At 67.9% G+C, this 19,254-nt stretch carries 17 protein-coding genes; all 17 read left to right on the top strand.

The genetic code is table 11. The features are described from left to right. Positions 1-64: 64 nt before the first annotated feature. The 17 genes from E1288_RS22740 (at position 65) to E1288_RS22660 (ending at position 19,252) form a co-directional block, all read left to right on the top strand. Entirely contained in the window at positions 65-1,516 is a 1,452-nt protein-coding gene (locus E1288_RS22740; RefSeq protein WP_132488246.1) for an Nramp family divalent metal transporter, read from the top strand. Positions 1,517-1,674: 158 nt separating this feature from the next. Continuing rightward, positions 1,675-3,339 (top strand): PucR family transcriptional regulator, encoded by a 1,665-nt coding sequence (locus E1288_RS22735; RefSeq protein ID WP_235883736.1) that lies wholly within the window; start codon positions 1,675-1,677, stop codon positions 3,337-3,339. A gap of 218 nt (positions 3,340-3,557) precedes the next feature. Then, the gene (locus E1288_RS22730) at positions 3,558-4,436 is read left to right on the top strand and encodes a branched-chain amino acid ABC transporter permease (RefSeq protein ID WP_132488244.1); all 879 of its coding nucleotides are present in this window, start codon (positions 3,558-3,560) and stop codon (positions 4,434-4,436) included. Beyond that, a complete protein-coding gene (locus tag E1288_RS22725; protein WP_235883735.1) occupies positions 4,433-5,482 on the top strand; it encodes a branched-chain amino acid ABC transporter permease in 1,050 nt (349 codons plus the stop codon). The genes E1288_RS22730 and E1288_RS22725 overlap by 4 nt, the downstream gene beginning before the upstream one ends. Then, positions 5,469-6,281: an ABC transporter ATP-binding protein gene (locus tag E1288_RS22720; RefSeq protein WP_235883734.1), complete on the top strand. Its 813-nt coding sequence runs from the start codon at positions 5,469-5,471 to the stop codon at positions 6,279-6,281. The genes E1288_RS22725 and E1288_RS22720 overlap by 14 nt, the downstream gene beginning before the upstream one ends. Then, complete coding sequence (locus E1288_RS22715; RefSeq protein ID WP_132488242.1) at positions 6,275-6,973, top strand: ABC transporter ATP-binding protein; 699 nt, start codon at positions 6,275-6,277, stop codon at positions 6,971-6,973. Before E1288_RS22720 ends, E1288_RS22715 begins: the two co-directional genes overlap by 7 nt. Before the next feature lie 21 nt (positions 6,974-6,994). Next, positions 6,995-8,185, top strand: a complete 1,191-nt coding sequence (locus E1288_RS22710; RefSeq protein WP_132488240.1) for an ABC transporter substrate-binding protein — start codon at positions 6,995-6,997, stop codon at positions 8,183-8,185. A gap of 21 nt (positions 8,186-8,206) precedes the next feature. Continuing rightward, positions 8,207-9,166 carry an LLM class flavin-dependent oxidoreductase gene (locus tag E1288_RS22705; RefSeq protein ID WP_132488238.1) on the top strand — a complete coding sequence of 320 codons (960 nt, stop codon included), beginning with the start codon at positions 8,207-8,209 and terminating at the stop codon, positions 9,164-9,166. Continuing rightward, a complete protein-coding gene (locus E1288_RS22700; RefSeq protein ID WP_132488236.1) occupies positions 9,163-10,116 on the top strand; it encodes a CoA transferase subunit A in 954 nt (317 codons plus the stop codon). Before E1288_RS22705 ends, E1288_RS22700 begins: the two co-directional genes overlap by 4 nt. Next, positions 10,113-10,874 (top strand): CoA-transferase subunit beta, encoded by a 762-nt coding sequence (locus E1288_RS22695; protein ID WP_132488234.1) that lies wholly within the window; start codon positions 10,113-10,115, stop codon positions 10,872-10,874. The genes E1288_RS22700 and E1288_RS22695 overlap by 4 nt, the downstream gene beginning before the upstream one ends. Positions 10,875-10,903: 29 nt before the next feature. Further along, on the top strand, positions 10,904-11,596 hold the full coding sequence (locus tag E1288_RS22690) for a maleate cis-trans isomerase family protein (protein ID WP_132488232.1): 693 nt from the start codon (positions 10,904-10,906) through the stop codon (positions 11,594-11,596). Positions 11,597-11,617: 21 nt separating this feature from the next. Continuing rightward, entirely contained in the window at positions 11,618-12,508 is an 891-nt protein-coding gene (locus E1288_RS22685) for an FAD binding domain-containing protein (RefSeq protein WP_132488230.1), read from the top strand. Continuing rightward, complete coding sequence (locus E1288_RS22680) at positions 12,505-12,999, top strand: (2Fe-2S)-binding protein (protein ID WP_132488228.1); 495 nt, start codon at positions 12,505-12,507, stop codon at positions 12,997-12,999. Before E1288_RS22685 ends, E1288_RS22680 begins: the two co-directional genes overlap by 4 nt. Next, positions 12,996-15,332 carry a xanthine dehydrogenase family protein molybdopterin-binding subunit gene (locus tag E1288_RS22675; RefSeq protein WP_132488226.1) on the top strand — a complete coding sequence of 779 codons (2,337 nt, stop codon included), beginning with the start codon at positions 12,996-12,998 and terminating at the stop codon, positions 15,330-15,332. The genes E1288_RS22680 and E1288_RS22675 overlap by 4 nt, the downstream gene beginning before the upstream one ends. After that, positions 15,329-16,480, top strand: coding sequence for a diaminopropionate ammonia-lyase (locus tag E1288_RS22670; protein ID WP_132488224.1), 1,152 nt, complete (start codon positions 15,329-15,331; stop codon positions 16,478-16,480). The genes E1288_RS22675 and E1288_RS22670 overlap by 4 nt, the downstream gene beginning before the upstream one ends. A 24-nt stretch (positions 16,481-16,504) precedes the next feature. Beyond that, positions 16,505-17,491, top strand: a complete 987-nt coding sequence (locus E1288_RS22665) for a DUF6282 family protein (RefSeq protein WP_132488222.1) — start codon at positions 16,505-16,507, stop codon at positions 17,489-17,491. Between the two features lie 402 nt (positions 17,492-17,893). Then, positions 17,894-19,252, top strand: coding sequence for an ABC transporter substrate-binding protein (locus E1288_RS22660; RefSeq protein WP_235883733.1), 1,359 nt, complete (start codon positions 17,894-17,896; stop codon positions 19,250-19,252). Positions 19,253-19,254: the final 2 nt, after the last annotated feature.

The following is a 19,254-nucleotide window of genomic DNA, read 5'->3' as shown; positions in this document are numbered from 1 at the left end:
TATCTTTGTGGGTGTCCCGGAAAGCGCTGCTGGGGTTGTGCATACGCGGCGATAAGGAGCACCCATGCCTCAACCGGACGAGGGCAAACCCGGTCCGGCGACCACCGCGACCGAGATCCCAAGTAGAAATCTCCCCGGCGTTCCCTACGCCGACCTTCCCGAAGTACGGCCGTTGCGGAAGGTGCTTGGTCCGAGCGTGCTCCTGCTGGCGGGCGCGATCGGCTCCGGAGAATACGTGCTGTGGCCGTACATCTCGTCCCAGGTCGGTCTCACCCTCGTGTGGCTGGCCCTGATCGGGATCCTCACCCAGTACTTCCTCAACATGGAGATCGAGCGCTACTCCTTGGCCACCGGGGAGACCGCGGTCACCGGGTTCAGCCGGCTGTGGTGGCACTGGGGGTGGCTGTTCGTCATCATGACCATCGTGCCCTGGGCATGGCCGGGGTGGGCGACCGGCGGCACGACCACGTTGGCCTTCGCGTTCGGCTTCGCCGAGGACGCCGTTCCCTACGTCACCATCGGAGTGCTGCTGCTGATCGGCGTGGTGCTCACGGTCTCGCCGGTGGTCTACCGGACCGTCGAGAAGATCCAGTTCTTCCTGGTCGGCTTGATCGTGCTATTCCTGATCTACGCCGCGCTGGTGCTGCTCGGGCTGGACGGCTGGCTGGCGATCGGCAAGGGCTTCGTTTCCATCGACCAGATCCCCGGGGCGGTGGCCGCGATCCCGGCGGCGACGCTGCTCGGCGCGATCGCGTTCGCCGGGGCGGGCGGCGCGCTCAACCTGGTCCAGTCGAACTGGATCAGGGACAAGGGGCTGGGCATGGGGAGCCGGCTGCCGAAGGTGGTGTCGCCGTTCACCGGGGAGGAACAGACCGTTGCGACCACGGGTTACTTCTTCCCGCAGGACGAGGAGAACCTTCGCAGGTGGCGAGGTTGGTGGCGGGTCGCCGACCGGGAGCAGTTCATCACGTTCTTCGTGATCGGCCTGTTCGCACTGCTCATCCTGATGGGCCTGACGTACGCCACCATCGGGATCGGCAGCGAGGCGGAGGACTTCGAGTTCATCCGGCTGGTAGGGGACCGGCTCGGTGGCGCGACGGGCACGATTTTCTTCCTCATCGGCGCGGTCGTGCTCTACTCGACCAACCTCGCCGTGCTGGACATGGTCGGCCGGGTGACCGCGGACATGCTCAAGACGGGGCCGCTGCGCAACAGCAGGGCCCTGAGCGAGAGCCGCATCTACTTCATCGTGGTGTGGGCGGAGATCGTCTTCGGCTCTGCGATCCTGTTCTCCGGGCTCGACGAGCCGCTGATCCTGCTGATCATCGCGTCGTCGCTCAACGGCATCGTGATGTTCGTGTACTCGGTGCTGCTGATCAAGTTGAACCGGGGCGTCCTCCCACGGACTATCGGCCTCAAGGGCGTCCGACTCGTCGCGCTGTGCTGGGCCGTGCTGTTCTACGGAGGATTCTCGCTGTTCACGATCTACGACGAGTTCAGCCAGCTGTTCGGCTGAGCAGCCCGGCGAGAAGCGCAGCCCGCCTGCGGCGCACCACTGATCGGCAGTGGTCCGAGATTGAAAAGCTCCGGTGCCAACTGGTTTCCGCCTCCGCGGTGTGGCAACATTCGACTTGTTGCCCGCTTTCCGTCGGCAAGATTTGCCCAGGAACAGCCGTGATCGAACCTGGTGACGCCGATCGCACGGGCCCTGTTGCCGCCGGGCTCACGGTCCGCGACGTGCTCGGGATGGAGCTCCTCGCCGACGCCGAGGTGCTGGCGGGGGCCGGTGGCTTGGATCGCCAGATCCAGCGGCTGAACGTCATGACGGTGCCCAACATCCTTCCTTGGACGAAGGAACACGAGTTCATGCTCAGCACCGGCTACCCGTTGCCGCAGTCCGAGGAGGAACTGGCCGAGCTGGTCCGGCAGTTCGCCCACCGAGGCGTCGCCGTGTTCGGGATCAAGTTCGGCCGCTACGCCCGAGCCCTCCCGCAACGGGCGCTCGACACAGCGGACGAGTTGGCATTGCCGATCGTGCGGATCCCCGAGGATGTCGCCTTCGACGACATCCTCAGCCGCGTCTTCTCCGACATCGTGAACCGGCAGGCGGCGACCATCGCGCGGGCCCAGGAGATCCACAGTTCGTTCTTGCACATCGTGCTCGCTGGCGGGCAGCTGCCTGAGATCGCGGCCAAGCTGTCCGAGCTGCTGGGCGGGGCTGCCGTGTTCGTGGCTGACGAGGACGGGCGCACCCGGGCCTCGGTGTACAACGCTGAACAGCGCGATCGGCTCGTCGACATCGGCGTCCTCGACGGGCAGGGGAGGTTGCGCACCGCCCATCTCGGACCAGGTGCGCAGCAGCTGGCGGAGGACCTGACCGTGATCATCGCCCCGGTCTCGGCCGGCGAGCTCCGCTGCGGCCGGCTGGTGGTCGTCGGCCCGTCCGACCAGATGGGGCCCGAGGTGACGGTGGCCGTGGACCAGGCTGCGGTGGTAGCGGCGCTGGATGTGACGCGGCAGCTGGCCGTGGACGCCGTGGAAAGGCAGTTCGCCGCCAACGTGCTGCACGATCTCGTGACCGGCCAGGGGGCGGACATCGACGACGCGTTGGCGCAGTGCGCGACCTTCGGCTGGGACCTGCATCGGCGGCTCGTGGTCGTCGTGAGCCGGGCCGAGTGGGTGCCGTCGCGCGAGCGGGCCGGGCACACCGACCCGGACCTGGCGCAGCAGCGCTACCTGGACCTGTGGTGCTCGGAGGTCCGCAACCAGGACCCGCGGGGTGCATCGGCGGGGTTCGCGACCAACCTGGTGGCGGTGGTCGGCGCGGCCGAGGACGATCCGGCCGCGGTGCCGCGCGAGATGTGGTCGGGCCTGAAGGCGACTACCCGGCACGAGTTCTCCATGGGGGTCAGCTCCCCGGTCGACGACCCGCGGTTGATCTCGGTCGGCTACGAGCAGGCCCGCAAGGCGCTGCACATGGGGCGGCGGGCCCGAGGGCCGGGCAAGGTCACCTCGTTCGCGGATCTGGGCTTGTTCCGCCTGCTCAGCCTCGTCGACGACGTCGGCGAACTGCGACGGTTCGTCGACGACACGCTCGGTCCGCTGCTGGGCCTGGAAGAACGGGAACGCGCCGAGTTGCTGAAGACCCTCGACGTCCTGTTGAGCAGTCACCTCAACGTCGCAGTTGCCTCTCGCGCCCTGCACGTGCACTACAACACCATGCGTCACCGGATCGCGAAGCTGGAGCAGCTCGTGGGACCGTTCATGTTGGACAGTCGCTTGTGCCTGCATTTGTCCGTGGCGTTGCAGGTCCTTGAGATGCCCGATGTGGCGCGCTGACGAATCGCCGGACTGATGCTTGGAGCCGATGGCAAAAGTTGCCGTTGGGAAAGCCCATCGTTCGGCAACTCACGCCAATGGCTGCGCTCGGCGGGACTCCTATCCTGGTTACCGCGGATCGGCGAGGCGCCACACCACGCGGCCGAGCGCGGGGACGCCGCTGTTGCGGTAGATCTTGGCCCGCCGTCGATCGCCCCCGAACATCGCGGAGGGGGACTGTGGCAGAGATCGGACAGTACCTCGGCAATGGCCTGACGCTGGGAGCGATCTACGCGCTCATGGCTGTTGGGCTCACGCTCGTCTTCGGCTACATGAACGTGGTCAACTTCGCGCACGGCGAGTTCTACATGATCGGGGCGTACCTTTCCTACACCGTCGCGGACATGTTGGGCCTGTCGTTCGTCGCGGGGCTGGCCGCGGCGGTGTTGGGCGCGATAGTGCTCGGAGTGCTGATCGACTGGGGGGTTCTGCGCAAGCTGCGCGAGCACGACGACATCGCCATGCCGATCCTGGCCACCATCGGGATCTCGATCCTGTTGCAGAACGGGGCGATGCTCGTGTGGAGCCCGGTCCCGCAGACCGCCGGGTCCCCGTTCTCCAGCGACAGCATCGATCTGCTCGTGACGCGCACGACGCCGCGCAACATCTTCATCATCATCGTTGTCGCCCTGACGATCCTGGCCGCGCACCTGCTCATGACCCGCACCCGCATCGGTCTGGACATGCGCGCCACGTTCCAGGATTCGACGGCCAGCTGGCTGATGGGCGTGAACGTGCGGCGGGTGTACGCGATGACCTTCGCGCTGGGAGCGGCGATGGCGGCGCTTTCCGGTGTCCTCATCGCGACGATCTTCCAGATCACGCCGACGATGGGGGTGCTGGCGACGCCGAAGTCGTTCGTCGTGGTCATCCTCGGCGGGTTGGGGTCCTTCCCCGGGGCGATCGTCGGTGGGCTGCTGCTCGGGCTGGTCGAAAGCCTGGGCGCCGGGTACGTGTCGGCGGGGTACAAGGACGCGTTCGGGCTGCTGGTGCTCCTCGCCGTGCTCCTGCTCCGCCCGCAGGGCCTGTTCGGCGCGCGCAAGGTGGTGCAGGAATGACCACCCTGCTCAGCTCACGTTCCTGGCGCGTCGCGGTCTCCGTGGCGGTGGTCGCCCTGCTGTTCGCGGGTGGCATGGTGTCCGGGCCGTACCAGACGCAGATCGCCGTGCTCGCCGCGATCTACGTAATCCTGGCCAGCAGCCTGAACCTCGTGCTCGGGTACTCGGGGCTGCTGAGCCTGGGACATCAGGCGTACTTCGGTCTCGGTGCCTATGTGTCGGCCATCGCCTCGACTGCGCTCGGGGTGCCGATGGTGCTGGCGGTGGTGGCCAGCGCGGCTGTTGCGCTGGTCGTCGCCTGGATGATCGGGCGGGTCACGCTGCGGCTGAGGGCGGCGTTCTTCGTCATCGCGACATTCGCCGTCGCGGAGATCTTCCGCCAGGTGGCGTTGAACTGGGTGGCGTTGACCGGGGGCCCGATGGGCTACTCGGACATCCCGCCGATCGGCCTGTTCGGGTATGAACTCGTCCGGCCGAAGGAGGTCTTCCCCGTCGTCTTCGCGGTGGCGTTGCTGATCGTGATTGCCGTGGCGCGGCTGGCATCGTCCGGTCTCGGCTACAGCCTGCGCGGGCTCGCGGAGAACGAGAACCTCGCGCGCGCGGTCGGGATCGACACCAGTCGGCACGCGACGATCGCATTCAGCCTGAGCGGAGCCATGGCGGCCGTGGCCGGCTCGCTGTACGCGCACACGGTCGGATTCGTCTCGCCCGAGGTCTTCGGATTCGCGATCATGATCAACACGTTGCTGATGGTGATCGGTGGCGGCATGGGCACCGTGCTGGGACCGGTGATCGGAGCCGTGCTGTTCACCCAGCTCCCGGAGATGCTGCGGTTCAGCGACGAATGGCGGCTGGTGATCTACGGGCTGGTGCTGATCCTGCTGGTGCGGTTCATGCCGCGCGGCTTGTGGGGCACTGCGGTGCACGCGATGCGGCAGCGTGGCCTCACGACGGCAGCGCCGAGTTCGCGCTCTCCGGACGAGGGCTCGGCGACGACCACTCCTGCCGCAGCCGATCGGAAGGAGGCGGATCATGGCGCGTCGTGACCTCGTCCTGAACGGACATGTGTCCACATCGGACTCGCTGGTGGTGGACCGGCTGACCGTGCGCTTCGGTGCGCTGTGCGCGGTGTCGAGCCTCGCGATGGAAGCCGCTCCCGCCGAGATCACGGCTCTGATCGGGCCCAACGGTGCGGGGAAGTCGACCGTGTTCAACGCGATCACCGGGTTCGTCCCGGCCGCGGAAGGTAGCGTCCGGCTGGGCGACGAAGAGCTGATCGGACTGCGGCCGCACGTCATTTCCAAGCGCGGTGTGGTGCGGACGTTCCAGAAGCGGAGCCTGTTCCCGCGACTGACGGTGTTCGACAACCTCCGCATCGGACTGCACACGACCGAGCCGAAATCCGTGTTCGGCGCGATGCTCGGCGTGCCGCGGTATCGCCGCGCGCAACGCGAGCTCCACGCCACGGTCCGCGAGCTGGCCCGTTTCGCAGGGATCGAGCAAGAGCTGCAGCGCGAGGCGCGCACCCTGCCCTACGGGCGTCAACGCATGCTCGCGGTGGCCATCGCACTGGCGGCGCGGCCGTTGTTCCTGCTGCTGGACGAGCCGTCGGCAGGGCTCAACCGGACCGAGACCACGGTCATGGCCGGTTTGCTGGAGCAGGTTCGGCGCGCCGGGGTCGGCGTGGTCCTGGTCGAGCACGACATGAAGTTCCTGTTGGGGATCTCCCACCACGTGGCCGTGCTCAACGCCGGCGAGAAGATCGCCGACGGAACCCCCGCACAGATCCAGGCCGATCCGCACGTGCGTGCGGCGTACCTGGGGGAGAAGGCCATACCATGTTGAGCGTTCAGGGTCTCACCGCCGGGTACGGCCGAGTCCCGGCCATCGTGGACGTCACGATCGAGGTGGCGGCAGGCGAACTCGTCACCATCATCGGCAGCAACGGCGCCGGCAAGTCGACGCTGCTGAGGGCGCTCTCCGGGTTGATCCGGGCTACTTCGGGGACCGTGCGGTTCGACGGCGCGGACATCACCAACCTCTCCCCGCACCGGATCGTCAAGGCTGGGCTCGTGCATTGCCCCGAGGGCAGGCACGTGTTCCCGATGCTGACCGTGCGGGAGAACTTGCGGATCGCGGCGCGTCGCGGCCGATCCCATGAACGCGAGCGCCTCGGGGAAGTGCTCGCCTTGTTCCCGAAGCTCGGGGAGCGGCTTTCCCAGCCGGCCGGGAGCCTGTCGGGCGGGGAGCAGCAAATGCTGGCCATCGGACGCAGTCTGATGGCCGCTCCCAAGCTTGTCATGCTCGACGAGCCTTCGCTGGGACTGGCCCCGCTGCTGGTGGAGCAGGTGCTGCAGGTCGCCGGCCGGATCCGGGACAGCGGCCGCACGGTTCTGCTCGTGGAGCAGAACGCAGAGCTCGCCCTGCAGGTAGCCGACCGCGCGTACGTGCTGGAACGTGGCCGGATCACCGAGTCGGGCGTGGCCGGCGAGCTCGCCGGCAGTCGTTCGGTCCGCGAGGCGTACCTCGGCGGATGAATCGGGGAGGGAGGGCCTCTCATGCGTCGGTGTCATCTCGCCGCACTCGCGGCGTCGGTGTTGTTCGCGGCCACTGCCTGCGCCGGTGGAGGCGGTGGTGCACCGGACGAGGTCACCATCGGCGTTGCCCAGCCGTTGAGCGGTCCGGTGGCCAGCTCCGGCCAAGCTGTTGCGCATGGCGCCGAAATCGCCGCCGAGGAGATCAACGCGGGCGGTGGGGTCAACGGCAAGCGGGTCGTGCTTCGCGTGGAGGACGATGCCAACGACCCGGCGACCTGCGTCAACGTCGCGCAGAAACTGATCAACGAGTCACAGGTCCCGGTCGTGATGGGCGGCTGGGGATCGTCGTGCACGCTGGCGATGCAGCCGATCCTCGAACGCGCCCGGGTGCCGTTGCTGGTGGAGACGTCCAGTTCGGACAAGGTCACCGACAAGGACCAGTCCGGTGGCGAATGGACGTTCCGCCTGTCGCCGACGTCGTCCATGGAGGCCGTCGCACTGGAACCGGTGCTCAGGGGAATGGGGATCAAGTCGGCCTTCACCCTGTCGGTCAACAACGACTTCGGGCTCGGCGCGGCCAGGTACTTCGGCGACACCATCACCCGCATCGGGGGGAACGTGGTCGGCGGGGCGAAGTTCGAGCAGACCGAGCAGAGCTTCTCGACCTTCGTCACGCAGGCGATCGCGTCTGGTGCCGACACGTGGATCGTGACGACCGACGCCAGCCAGATCGCACTCCTGCTGAAGGAAGCCAGGGGACAGGGCGCGACGGCGCGGATCATCACCACAGGTGGGTCGAACAGCCCCGTCCAAGTGATCCAGCTGGCCGGTCCGCAAGCTGCGGAAGGCAGCTACGCAACGATGTTCTTCGCGAGCTTCGATCCCACAAAGGCCGCTGCGCCGCAGGAGGCCGAGCGGTTCCTGGCCACCTGGAACGCCAAGGGGTACAACCCGGGCGAGGCTCCCGAGGGAGTGCGCGGCTACCAGGGGATCAAGGTCATCGCAGCGGCGATGGGGGCCGCGCAGAACCCGGCGGACCCGGCCGCGGTGCGCGACGCGTTGGCCGGGGTCGCTCTGCCCGGGGCGATCTACGGCGACATCAAGTTCCAGACCTGGCGCAACCTGGTCAACCAAACGGTGCCCCCGGTCTACCTGGTGCGCACGGTCGGCGGCAAGGTCGAACTCGTCGGCACCGGGCAACCACCGTACTGATCGGAAAGCAGGAGGTGCAGGATGTCCGTCTCATTCGGACTGGCGGTGGAGAACTTCACACCGGGCCCACGCGAGCCGAGCACGGACGCGATGGTCAGCTACGCGACCCGCGCGGAACAACTCGGGTTCCGGTCGCTGTGGGCGTGGGACCACCTGTTCCTCGGCGCCCGCCGACCCTTCCCGTTCCACGAGGCGCTGACGACGCTGACCGTGCTTTCCGCGCACACCAGGGATGTTCTGCTCGGCACCGGCGTGCTGGTGCTGCCGATCAGGGAGCCCGCAGTGCTGGCGAAGGTCACCGGGACGCTGCAGATCGCCTCGGGCGGGAGGCTCGTTCTCGGCATGGCCGCCGGCTGGTACGAGCGGGAGTTCGACGCGACCGGTGTGCAGTTCAAGGGACGTGGGCGCACCTTCGAACGCAATCTGGAAATCCTCTACCGGCTGTGGGGAGAGGACGGTGTGACAGGGGAGTACGACCACGTCCGGTTGCGGAACGTGCGCATGCTGCCGCTGCCGCGGCCCCGGCCGAAAGTGCTCATCGGAGGCTACGTCGACCGGGTGCTCAAGCGGGTGGCCATCCGCGGCGATGGCTGGCTCACCTACTTCTACACGGCCGACAGCTTCTCCCGGGCGTGGACGAAGATCCGCGGCTTCGCCGAGGAAGCGGGCCGAGATCCCGACCAATTGTCCAATGTGGCGCAGTTGCCGCTGTGCATCGCCGATTCCTATGAGGAGGGCGATGCACTGGTGCGGCGATACATCGATGACTACTTCGACATGGCCGCCTGGAGCGAATCGACCCCGGACAGCGCGATCAGGGGCACACCCGAACAGTGCGCCGAACAGCTCTCCGCGCATGTCGAGGCCGGCGCGCAACACCTGGTCTTCGCGCCGTTCGAGTACCGGCTCGAGCAGATAGAGCGCTTCGCAGCCGAGGTGTGGCCGTTGTTGCAGGCCGCGCCGGCGGGGAGTGTGCGATGACGGCCACGACGTTCCGCGAGGCACGCGCCGATCTGGAGCGCCATGCGCGGCCGGTGCGCGACAAGACGTGCACTGCCGCCGAGGCGCTGCGGCTCGTCGAGGACGGCCACCACGTGGGGATCGGGGGAACCCTGTACTCCCGTACCCCGATGGCGTTGGTCTTCGAGCTGCTGCGCCAGCCGCACCGAGGGCTCACCCTGTCGCGCCCGCTGACCTGCTACGAGGCCGAACTGCTGCTCGTGACCGGAGCGGCTGACCGCATCGTGACCAGTTGGATGGGCATCGGGCTGAACTGGGGTCTTTCCCAGGTCCTGCGGCACTACGTCGAGCGCGGGCTGGCCGTCTACGAGGAGTGGAGCCATCTCGGCATCGGGCTGCGCTACAAGGCCGGGGCGATGGGAGTGCCGTACCTGCCGACGCTGACGATGCTCGGGTCGGACCTCGCGCGCATGGACGGAACGCGGACCGTGGAATGCCCCTACACCGGGCAGCGCCTGCTCGCAGTGCCCGCGCTGCACCCGGATGTGGCGCTCATCCACGTACATCGTGCTGATGTGTACGGGAACGCGCAGGTCGACGGGTATCGGCACATGGACGTCGACATGGCGCGCGCCGCGCGCCGCGTCGTGGTCAGCGCCGAGGAGATCGTCGACCCGGATGTGATCAGGGCGAGCCCCTTCAGCACGATGCTCCCGCACTTCGCGGTGGATGCGGTCGTCGAAGCACCGTACGGCTGCTACCCGCACGAATGCTACGGCCGCTACGAGGCGGACACCGAGCACTTCGACACGTACGTGCAGGCCATCCGCGACCACGGGCTGGACGGCGTCCGGCAATACATCGGCGAGCACGTGCTAGGGCACCCCGACTTCGCCGGCTTCCTCGGGGACGTCGGCGCGGCTCGGCTCGACCGGCAGCAGCGGCGGGCGAAGGAGTTGATGTACGAATGAGGCCGACACCCACGGAGATCATGACGGTGACCGCGAGCCGTCTCCTCGACGACGACGCGGTGGTGTTCGCCGGTGTCGGAATCCCCCTGCTCGCCTCGGCTTTGGCGCGCCGGCGGCAGGCACCGAACCTGACGATCGTGCTGGAGGGCGGGATCGTCGGCACGCACCTGGTTCCCGGGCGGCTGCCGATTTCCACCAACGAGATGCGCGCGGCGTTCGGAGCGCCGATGCTCACCGACATCACCGACATCTTCCTCTTCGCGCAGCGGGGATTCTTCGACTTCGGGATCCTCGGCGCGGCACAGGTGGACATGTACGGCAACATCAACACGAGCTACATCGGAACGCCGGACGCACCGAAGGTGCGCCTGCCGGGAAGCGGTGGTGCCAACGACATCATCTCGCTGTGCAACGAGATTTTCATCGTGACCGCGCACGAGCCGCGGCGGTTCGTCGAGCAGGTCGACTTCATCACCAGCCCCGGCCACCTTCGGGGCGCGAACACGCGCGCGGAGTCCGGCCTGGTGTTCGGGAACGTCAGCACGGTGGTGACCGACCTCGCGGTGCTCGACTTCGATCCGGAGTCGCGGCGCATGCGGTTGCGCGCTGTGCAACACGGGGTGCCGGTCGATCAGGTGCGTGAGGCGACGGGATTCGAGCTGCTGATGCATGAGCCGCTCGACGAACTTCCACCGGTGGACCCGGCGGAACTCACCATCCTGCGCGACCTCAACGGAGCTGCGGTCGGTGCAGCGTGATCGCCGATGACGACGGAGGGAGAACGGCGATGACGACGGGCGGGCCTCGACGGGTGGGGCTGATGATCCCCTCGTCGAACACCATGATGGAAGTCGACTTCGTGCGAGGTCTCCCTGGCGGCATGACGCTGCACACGGCGCGGATGTTCATGCGCGACACCACCCGGGAGGGCGAAGAGCGCATGCTCGACGAGTTCGCGATCCCGGCAGCGCGAGAGCTGGGGACCGCCTACCCAAGCGTCATCGTGTTCGGATGCACCAGCGCGGGTGCGTTGCGCGGCAACGACTACGACGCCGAACTGTGCGCTCGGATCAGCGAGGTGGCAGGAGCGCCCGCGATCAGCACGATCCAGTCGGTGCGCTCCGCGATCAGCTCAAGCGGCGCACGGCGGGTCGGGGTCGTGACGCCCTACGTGGACGAACTCAACGCGAAGGTCAAAGCCAGCATCGAGGACGACGGGGTCGAGGTCGTGCGCATCGCCGGCCTGGGCATGACGGAGAACTTCGCGATCGCGCAGGTGCTGCGAGAGGCCATCGTCGAGTTCACCGTCACCGCCCTCTCCGACGTGGACATCGATCTCGTTTTCGCGTCCTGCACCAACTTCGGGGCCATGTCGGCGATGGATGGCATCCGCGATCGGCTCGGGCACCCCGTCATCACCAGCAATCAGGCGGTGCTGGCAGCCACGATCGCACGGATCGAGCAGGACCTCGCCGCCTGAGGCGAGCGGGAGGAGGTTCTCGTGGTCAGCGTCCCCTTCGAGTACACGCGGGTCGCCAGCTACGACGACGCCGTGCGCGCCCTGGCCGAGCGCGGGGAGGACGCCAAGCTGCTGGCCGGTGGTCAAAGCCTGGTCCCGATGCTCGCGCTCCGGCTCGCGCGTCCCACAGCGCTCATCGACATCAACGACATCGACGACGGAGAACCAGCCGTGGACGGCGAGATCCTGCGCATACCGGCGCTCACCCGGCACCGCGCCGTCGTCGACTCCGCCTTGATCCACCGGCACACGCCGATGCTCGCAGCGTGCACGTCCAGGGTGGGAAACGTACGAGTCCGCAACCGCGGCACGATCGGCGGCAGCCTGGCGCACGCCGACCCCACCGCGGAAATCCCCTGCGCATCGCTCGCTCTCGGCGCCGACGTCGTCGTGCGAGGCCCGAACACCGAACGCACGATCCCCGCGCGCGATTTCTTCATCACCTACCTGACCACGGTGCTGGAACCGACCGAGGTAATCCAGGAAGTCCGGTTCCCCGTCCTACGCGCCAGGCAGGGTTGGAGTTTCCACGAGCTGGTGCGCCGCGCATCGGACTTCGCCGTGGTCGCCACGGCTGCCGTGGTCGAGCTTGAGTCCGACGCCACGACGGTGCGTTCGGTGGAGCTCGCCCTGGCCGGGGTGGCCGACCGCCCGGTGCTGGTCGACCGGAAGGCCGTTGCCGGACTAGTCGGATCGACCTGCGCTCCGGGCGAGGTGGCCACCGCGGCTGCGGCGGTCGCTGAGACGACCTCCCCGGACAGCGACGTGCACGCCTCCGGTGCGTACCGGAAGCGGCTCGTGGAGGTGCTGAGCCGGCGCGCCTTCACCGAGGCGGCGGAGCGGGCACGGCAGAACGGAGCGGTCACCTCATGAACAAAAGACTCGTCAGCCTGTCGGTCAACGGCCACCGGCACGACGTGTGGATCACGCCGAGCGATCTGCTGCTCGACGTGCTGCACGACGAGATCGGGCTGTCAGATGTGCGCTACGGGTGCGGAGAAGGCGTGTGCGGGACGTGCACCGTCGAGTTCGACGGCGAGCCGGTCAGCGCCTGCCTGATGTTCGCCGTGCAGGCGGAGGGCCACGAAGTGACGACCTTGCGCGGGTTGCTCGACGAGGACGGCGCCCTGCATCCGCTGCAGCAGCAGTTTCTCGTGCATGGTGGTTCGCAGTGCGGCTTCTGCACGCCTGGAATGGTGCTCACCGCGCACAGCATGGCCCGGCGCGGGGGACGTCCGAGCCGGGAGGAAATCCGGTACGAGCTCGTCGGCAACCTGTGCCGCTGCACCGGGTACACGAAGATCCTCGACGCGATCGAGGACTACGTCGAACAGGTCTCCGCGGAGAAGGCTGAGCAGCCATGAGCAGCGACGTCAGCACCGCCCCGACGGCGCCTACGGCACCGCCGTCCGCGCCGATGCGGGTGGTGGGCCGCAGGCTAGCGCACCACGATTTCGTCGACAAGGTCAAGGGATCTCTGCTCTACGCAGCGGATTGGACGCTTCCGGGAATGCTCTACGCCCGCGTGGTCCGCTCGGCTTTTCCGTCGGCGCGGATCAAGTCCGTCGACGTCGCGGCGGCACGCGCTCTGCCTGGTGTCGTCACGGTGCTCACCGCGCGGGATGTGCCCCGCAACCGGCTCGTGGAACACGCCACCGGAGGTCTCGGTGAACTCACCGTGGCGATGCCCGTGCTCGCCGACGATCGGGTCCGCTATGCCGGAGAACCGATCGCCCTCATCGCCGCGGCAAGCCAGCAGATCGCGGACGAGGCGGCGGAACTGGTCGATGTCGACTACGAGGAGCTGCCCGGTGTCTTCGACCCCGAGGCCGCTCTGGCCGACGACGCGCCGCGTGTGCACGACGAGGGCAATGTGCTGATCAATTGGCACATCCGGCGAGGCGATGTGGAGGCGGCGTTGGCCGCGGCCGACGTGGTCGTCGAAGGGGAGTACCGCAGTCAGCGGGTCGAGCACGCCTATCTCGAGCCCGAGGCCGGTGTCGGCTGGATGGACGCCGGTGTGCTCACGCTCCGGGTGTCCACCCAGGTCATCGAGCACGCCGTGGAGATCGCGGACATCCTCGGTCTACCGGCGAACAAGGTGCGGGTGATCGGTGCCTACATGGGTGGCGGCTTCGGCGGCAAGGAGGACATGACCGTGGAGCCCTACCTGGCGCTGTTGGTGTGGCGGACCCAGCGCCCGGTGCGGATGGTCTGGGACCGGCAGGAATCGATGATGGCGAGCACGAAACGACATCCGTTCGTCATGCGTTACCGCACCGGTGTGCGGTATGACGGGACGATCGTCGCCCAGGACATCGACATCACCGGCGACGCCGGCGCGTACCCGTACTTGAGCGCTCGCGTCATGTTCGCCGGCGCGGCGGTGTCGTGCGGTCCGTACCGAACGCCGAACGCCTCGCTGCGCTCGCGCGCGGTGTTCACGAACAACGTGCCGACCAGTGCGTTCCGCGGTTTCGGTGCGATGCAGGTGGTCTTCGGGTACGAGTCGCAAATGGACCGTCTCGCCGATGTCCTGGGACTGTCGACGGTCGAGGTGCGACGGCGCAACTTCCTCAGCAAGACCGACATCATCCCGACCGGGGAGTCGCTCGCGACGTGCGTGGCCGGCAGCGAGACTATGGAACGCGCGCTGGCGCGGCTCGGCGAGCCCCCGCAGCCCAGCAGCCCGTCCAAGCGCGTTGGTCGCGGATTCGCTTGCAACATGCAGCCTTACGGCCGCACGGTGTGGTTCCACGACCACGCGTCCACCTGGCTGAGCCTGCAACCGGATGGCACTCTGCTGCTGCGAGCGGGCATCACCGACCTCGGCGCCGGGCAGGCGGCAAGTCTGTGCCAGATCGCCTCCGAGGTGCTCGGAGTACCGCTGGACGAGATCAGCGTCTACATCGGAGACACCGCGTTGAACCCGCCGGCCGGAGGCACGTTCGGCACCCGGCAGCTGTACATGTCCGGGAACGCGGTGCTGCATGCGGCTCGTCGACTGCGGGACGAGATCGCTCCCGTCGCGGCGGAGATGCTCGGATGCCGCACGGCTGACCTGGCGTTCGAGGACGGCCTGGTGCGCGGTCCGGCGAGCACCGGGCTGACGCTCGCGGAGCTCGTCGCCGGCTGCGAGGAGCGCGGAGTGGACACCTCGCTGTTGTCGCGGTGGCGAGCCGACCGGGGCGCGTTCGACCCCATCACGGGGCAGGGCGACAGCTTCCCCGACTACACCTACGGATGCCACGCCACCGACGTCGAAGTCGACGTGGAGACCGGCGAGGTGGCGGTTTTGCGCTACACCGCCTCGCACGACGTGGGGCGTGCGATCAACCCGCTGCGAGTGGAGGGGCAGATCCAGGGTGGTGCGATGCAGGGCCTCGGGTACGCCCTCATGGAAGACGTGGTGCTGGAGGAGGGAAACTGCGCGTCGACGTTGTTCGCCAGCTACCTCATCCCCAGCTCGCTGGACATGCCCGATGTCGAAGTGGAAATCGTCGAGAGCGGTGAGGGCAAGGGGCCGCTCAACTCGCGTGGCATCGGCGAGCCGCCGATCGGGCCCTGCGCCGCCGCGATCGCCAATGCGATCACCGCGGCGATCGGCGAACGACCGACGTGCCTGCCGATGACCCCGGAACGCGTGCTCGAGCTCTGCGACCGCGCGGAGAAACCGGCGGGGGAGGTGTCGACGTGAAGACCGACGCGGGCGAGCTGCTGATCAATCACCGCTCAGTTCCTGTCATCGAGGGCATCGCCGTCGACCGGGGTCCGCTGCGGCTGCATCGGCGGCTCCCGGGTTACGCTCGCACGCCGCTGTTGGAGATCCCGTCGCTCGCCGAGCGTCTCGGAGTTGGCCGGCTGTGGGTGAAGGACGAGAGCTCGCGACTGGGTTTGCAGTCGTTCAAGATCCTCGGTGCCTCCTACGCGGTCTACCGCGCGCTGTGCGAACGGCTGGGTGCCGAGCCGTCGTGGAGCGACATCGACGAGCTCCGTCGCCAGGTGAGCACGCTGGCGCCGATGACGCTGGCGGCGGCCACCGACGGTAACCACGGCCTCGCCGTCGCCCGCATGGCCCGCCTTCTCGGCCTGACGGCGCGCGTGTACGTGCCGGCCACGATGATCGCCGCGCGAATCGAGGCCATCGAATCGGAGGACGCGGCGGTCACTGTGGTCGACGGCGATTACGACGATGCAGTCCGGCGCTCGGCGGAGGACGCCTCGGACGGCTGCATCGTGGTGTCCGACACCTCGTGGCCGGGCTACCAGCGCATTCCGTGGTGGGTGATCGAGGGATACTCGACGATCTTCTGGGAGGTCGACGATGCGCTCCACGAACGTGGCGCGGGCCCACCTGACGTCGTCGTGGTGCCGATGGGCGTGGGTGCGCTCGCAGCGGCGACCGTTCGCCACTACCGCCGCCCCGAGGCGAGCGCCAAGCCGCGGCTGGTCGGCGTCGAACCGCTCTCGGCCGACTGCGTCCTCGCGTCGCTGCGCGCCGGCCGCCCGGTGACCATCCCGGGGCCGCACGACTCGATCATGGCCGGCTTGAACTGCGGCACCCCGTCGCAGCTGGCCTGGCCCTTGCTGCGGGACGGGATGGACGTCGTCGCGGCGATCGATGACACACGCGCGTGTGCGGCCGTGCGCCAGCTCGCCGGTGTTGGCATCGTCGCCGGCGAAACCGGTGCGGCGGGGATCGGTGCACTCGCCGAGTTGCGCGACGAGGCGGGGCAAGCCCGTGTCGCGAGTGGACTTTCGCCCGTTGCGTCGGTGCTCGTCGTGGTCACCGAGGGTGCCACCGACCCGCAGTCGTACGCCCGGATCACGACCGGCCACGCGTGATTCGCTTGCAGAGGAGGAAATCCTGTGAACACTCGCACTTACGGCGGTCCGCTCATCGACATGAACGGGGCCGTCGACCTGCATTGCCACCCGTACCCGGACCTGTTCCCGCGGCTGGCCGACGATTTCGACATCGTGCGTGCCGCCCGGGACGCGGGCATGAAGGCCATCGTGCTCAAATGCCACCACGAGAACACCGTTTCACGCGCCTACCTGGTGCAGCGGGTCATCCCGAACATCCGAGTGTACGGGGGCATCGTCCTCAACTACTACGTCGGCGGCATCAACGCGGCTGCGGTCGAGGCATCGCTCCGGCTCGGCGGCAAGGAGGTGTGGATGCCGACCGTCGATGCCGGGTACCACGCCCAGATGCACGGCGGCACCGGTGGTTACGACTCGCAGGCCGGCGGTCGCACCCGGGCGGAGGGTATCTGGGTTGCCGATGCCGATGGCAGGCTCAAGCCGGAGATCAAGGAGGTGCTGGAACTGGTCGCGGAGTACGGCGCCATCCTCGGCACCTGCCACCTGTCCCCGCGCGAGATCGTCGCGCTGGTCAAGGAGGCCCGGGACGTCGGGGTGGAGAAGATCGTCGTCACCCATCCCTACTTCAAGGTGCCCAATCTCGACCTGGACACGCTCGAGGAGATCGCGCGGCTCGGGGCCATGCCGGAATTCGGCTACTGCACGGTGTCGCCGGCCTGGCATTACGCCGTGCCCGAGAAGATCGCGCACAGCATCAAGCGCATCGGGGCGTCGCGGTGCCTGCTGGTGTCCGACACCGGTCAGCGGCACAACCCGTTGCCCTCGGAAGCGTTGCGGATCTTCGCGCAGACCGTGTTCGAGAAGGGGGTCGCCGAGGCCGACGTGACCCGCATGATCACGCAGAACCCACTGGATCTGGTCGACTACGCGAACGACGCCGGACCCACGCAAGCCGACGTGGCGTGGGCGCGGTCGCTGGTCGAGGATCCCTGTTCCGAGGCACCCTCAGTGCCATCAGCGGTCATGTGAGGTGAGGAGGAAGACGCGTTCAACGATCACGCCGGCCTTGAGCTCAGCCCAGTCGGGACCGAACCAGCAGGTCCCTCGTGACATAGCAGGGTTGTTGAGTCACTGCCGTGGCGCACCGCCCGGTTTCGGAGCTTCGAACCCGCCGTTGTCGCCTCGCTGGGTTACCCGTGCACCGCGAGCACCTCGCGCCGCTTCAGCAGGCGGCCACAGCCGCCGTCGTGCGCGCCTCTGTCGGTGTCTCAGTCGATCGGCCCGGGGAATATGACGGTGAGTACTCGGGTGGCATCGGTAGTGGGATCCGTCGCGCGGGAGTTTACTGTGCGTGGGACTCCTTGAGGGGAGGAGTCAGCTATGGCCACTGAGTCATCTGGAATTTCCTCCGGAACATACGGGCGGCGCGACGTGCTCCGGGTCGCCGCGGTCCTGGCGTTGGCGGGCGCGTGCGCACGCGAAGAGCCGCCGGGGCCGACGGACACACGCGCGGCTCCGCAGGAGACGTTCACCGAGCCCGCCCGCCGGTTGTCCGGTGATCTCCGGGTCCTGCTGTGGAGCCACTTCATCCCCAGCCATGACCAATGGTTCGACACCTTTGCCCGGAACTGGGGTGGCAAGGTCGGCGTCAACGTCACCATCGACCACATCGACCAGGCGCAGATTCCGACGCGCATCGCAGCCGAGGTGCAGGCCCGGCAGGGCCACGACCTCATCCAGTACATCGCACCACTGTCCCAGTTCGAACCGAGCATGCTCGATCTCCGGGACCTCACCGACGAGGCGGTGCGGCGCTGGGGCCCGCAGCTGGAGCTGTGCCGCAAGTCGACGTTCAACCCGACTACCGGGCGGTTCTTCGCCTACTCGCCGGGATGGGCACCCGACCCCGGAAACTACCGCCGGTCGCTGTGGCAGCAGGTCGGCATGCCGCAGGGTCCCTCGACCTGGGACGACTTGCTCACGGGGGCCGCTGAGATCAAACGGCGGGCCGGGATACAACTCGGTCTCGGTCTTTCCCAGGAGATCGACTCCAACATGGTCCTGCGGGCTCTGATGTGGTCCTACGGCGCTTCGGAGCAGGACGCGCAGCAGCGGGTCGTGCTCAACAGCCCTGAGACCGTCGCGGCCGTGGAGTACATGAGCCGCCTCTATCAGCAAGCGATGACGCCCGAGGTGTTCTCCTGGAACGCGGCGAGCAACAACCAGGGTCTGGTCGCGGGGAAGCTGTCCTACATCGTCAACTCGATTTCGGCTTGGCGCACCGCCCAGGGAGCGAACCCAGCGGTGTTCGACGACACCTTCTTCGTGCCCGCGCTTCGGGGCCCGAGGACTGCGCTCGCGGCGCAACACGTCATGTACAACTGGGTGATTCCGCAGTACGGCCCTGGCGCGGACGCGGCGAAGGAATTCCTCCTGCACTACACCGCGAACTTCGCGTCGGCGACGTACCACTCCCAGATGTACGACCTGTGCGCGTGGCCGCGGCTGACCCCGAACCTGGACGGTTGGCTCGCAGCCGACCCGTTCGGCGCCCGGCCGCCGGACAAGCTGAAGTTCTTGTCCCACGCCACCGATTGGAGCACCAACATCGGCCACCCCGGCCCGTCGAGCACGGCTGTCGGGGAGACGTTCAGCACCTTCGTGATCCCGAACATGTTCGCGCGTGCGGCGCGCGGCGACGCGAGCCCCCAGCAGTCAGTGGCGGAGGCGGACACCCAGGTCAGGGCGATCTTCGAGAAGTGGCGGCGTGCAGGCCTGGTCGGAGGTTGAGC

Origin of the sequence: Saccharopolyspora elongata, from assembly GCF_004348985.1 — a bacterium.
In the GTDB taxonomy this organism is placed as follows: Bacteria; Actinomycetota; Actinomycetes; order Mycobacteriales; family Pseudonocardiaceae; genus Saccharopolyspora; species Saccharopolyspora elongata.
The sequence above is the reverse complement of the archived record's forward strand: the minus strand, read 5'-3'. Positions and strand labels throughout refer to the sequence as shown.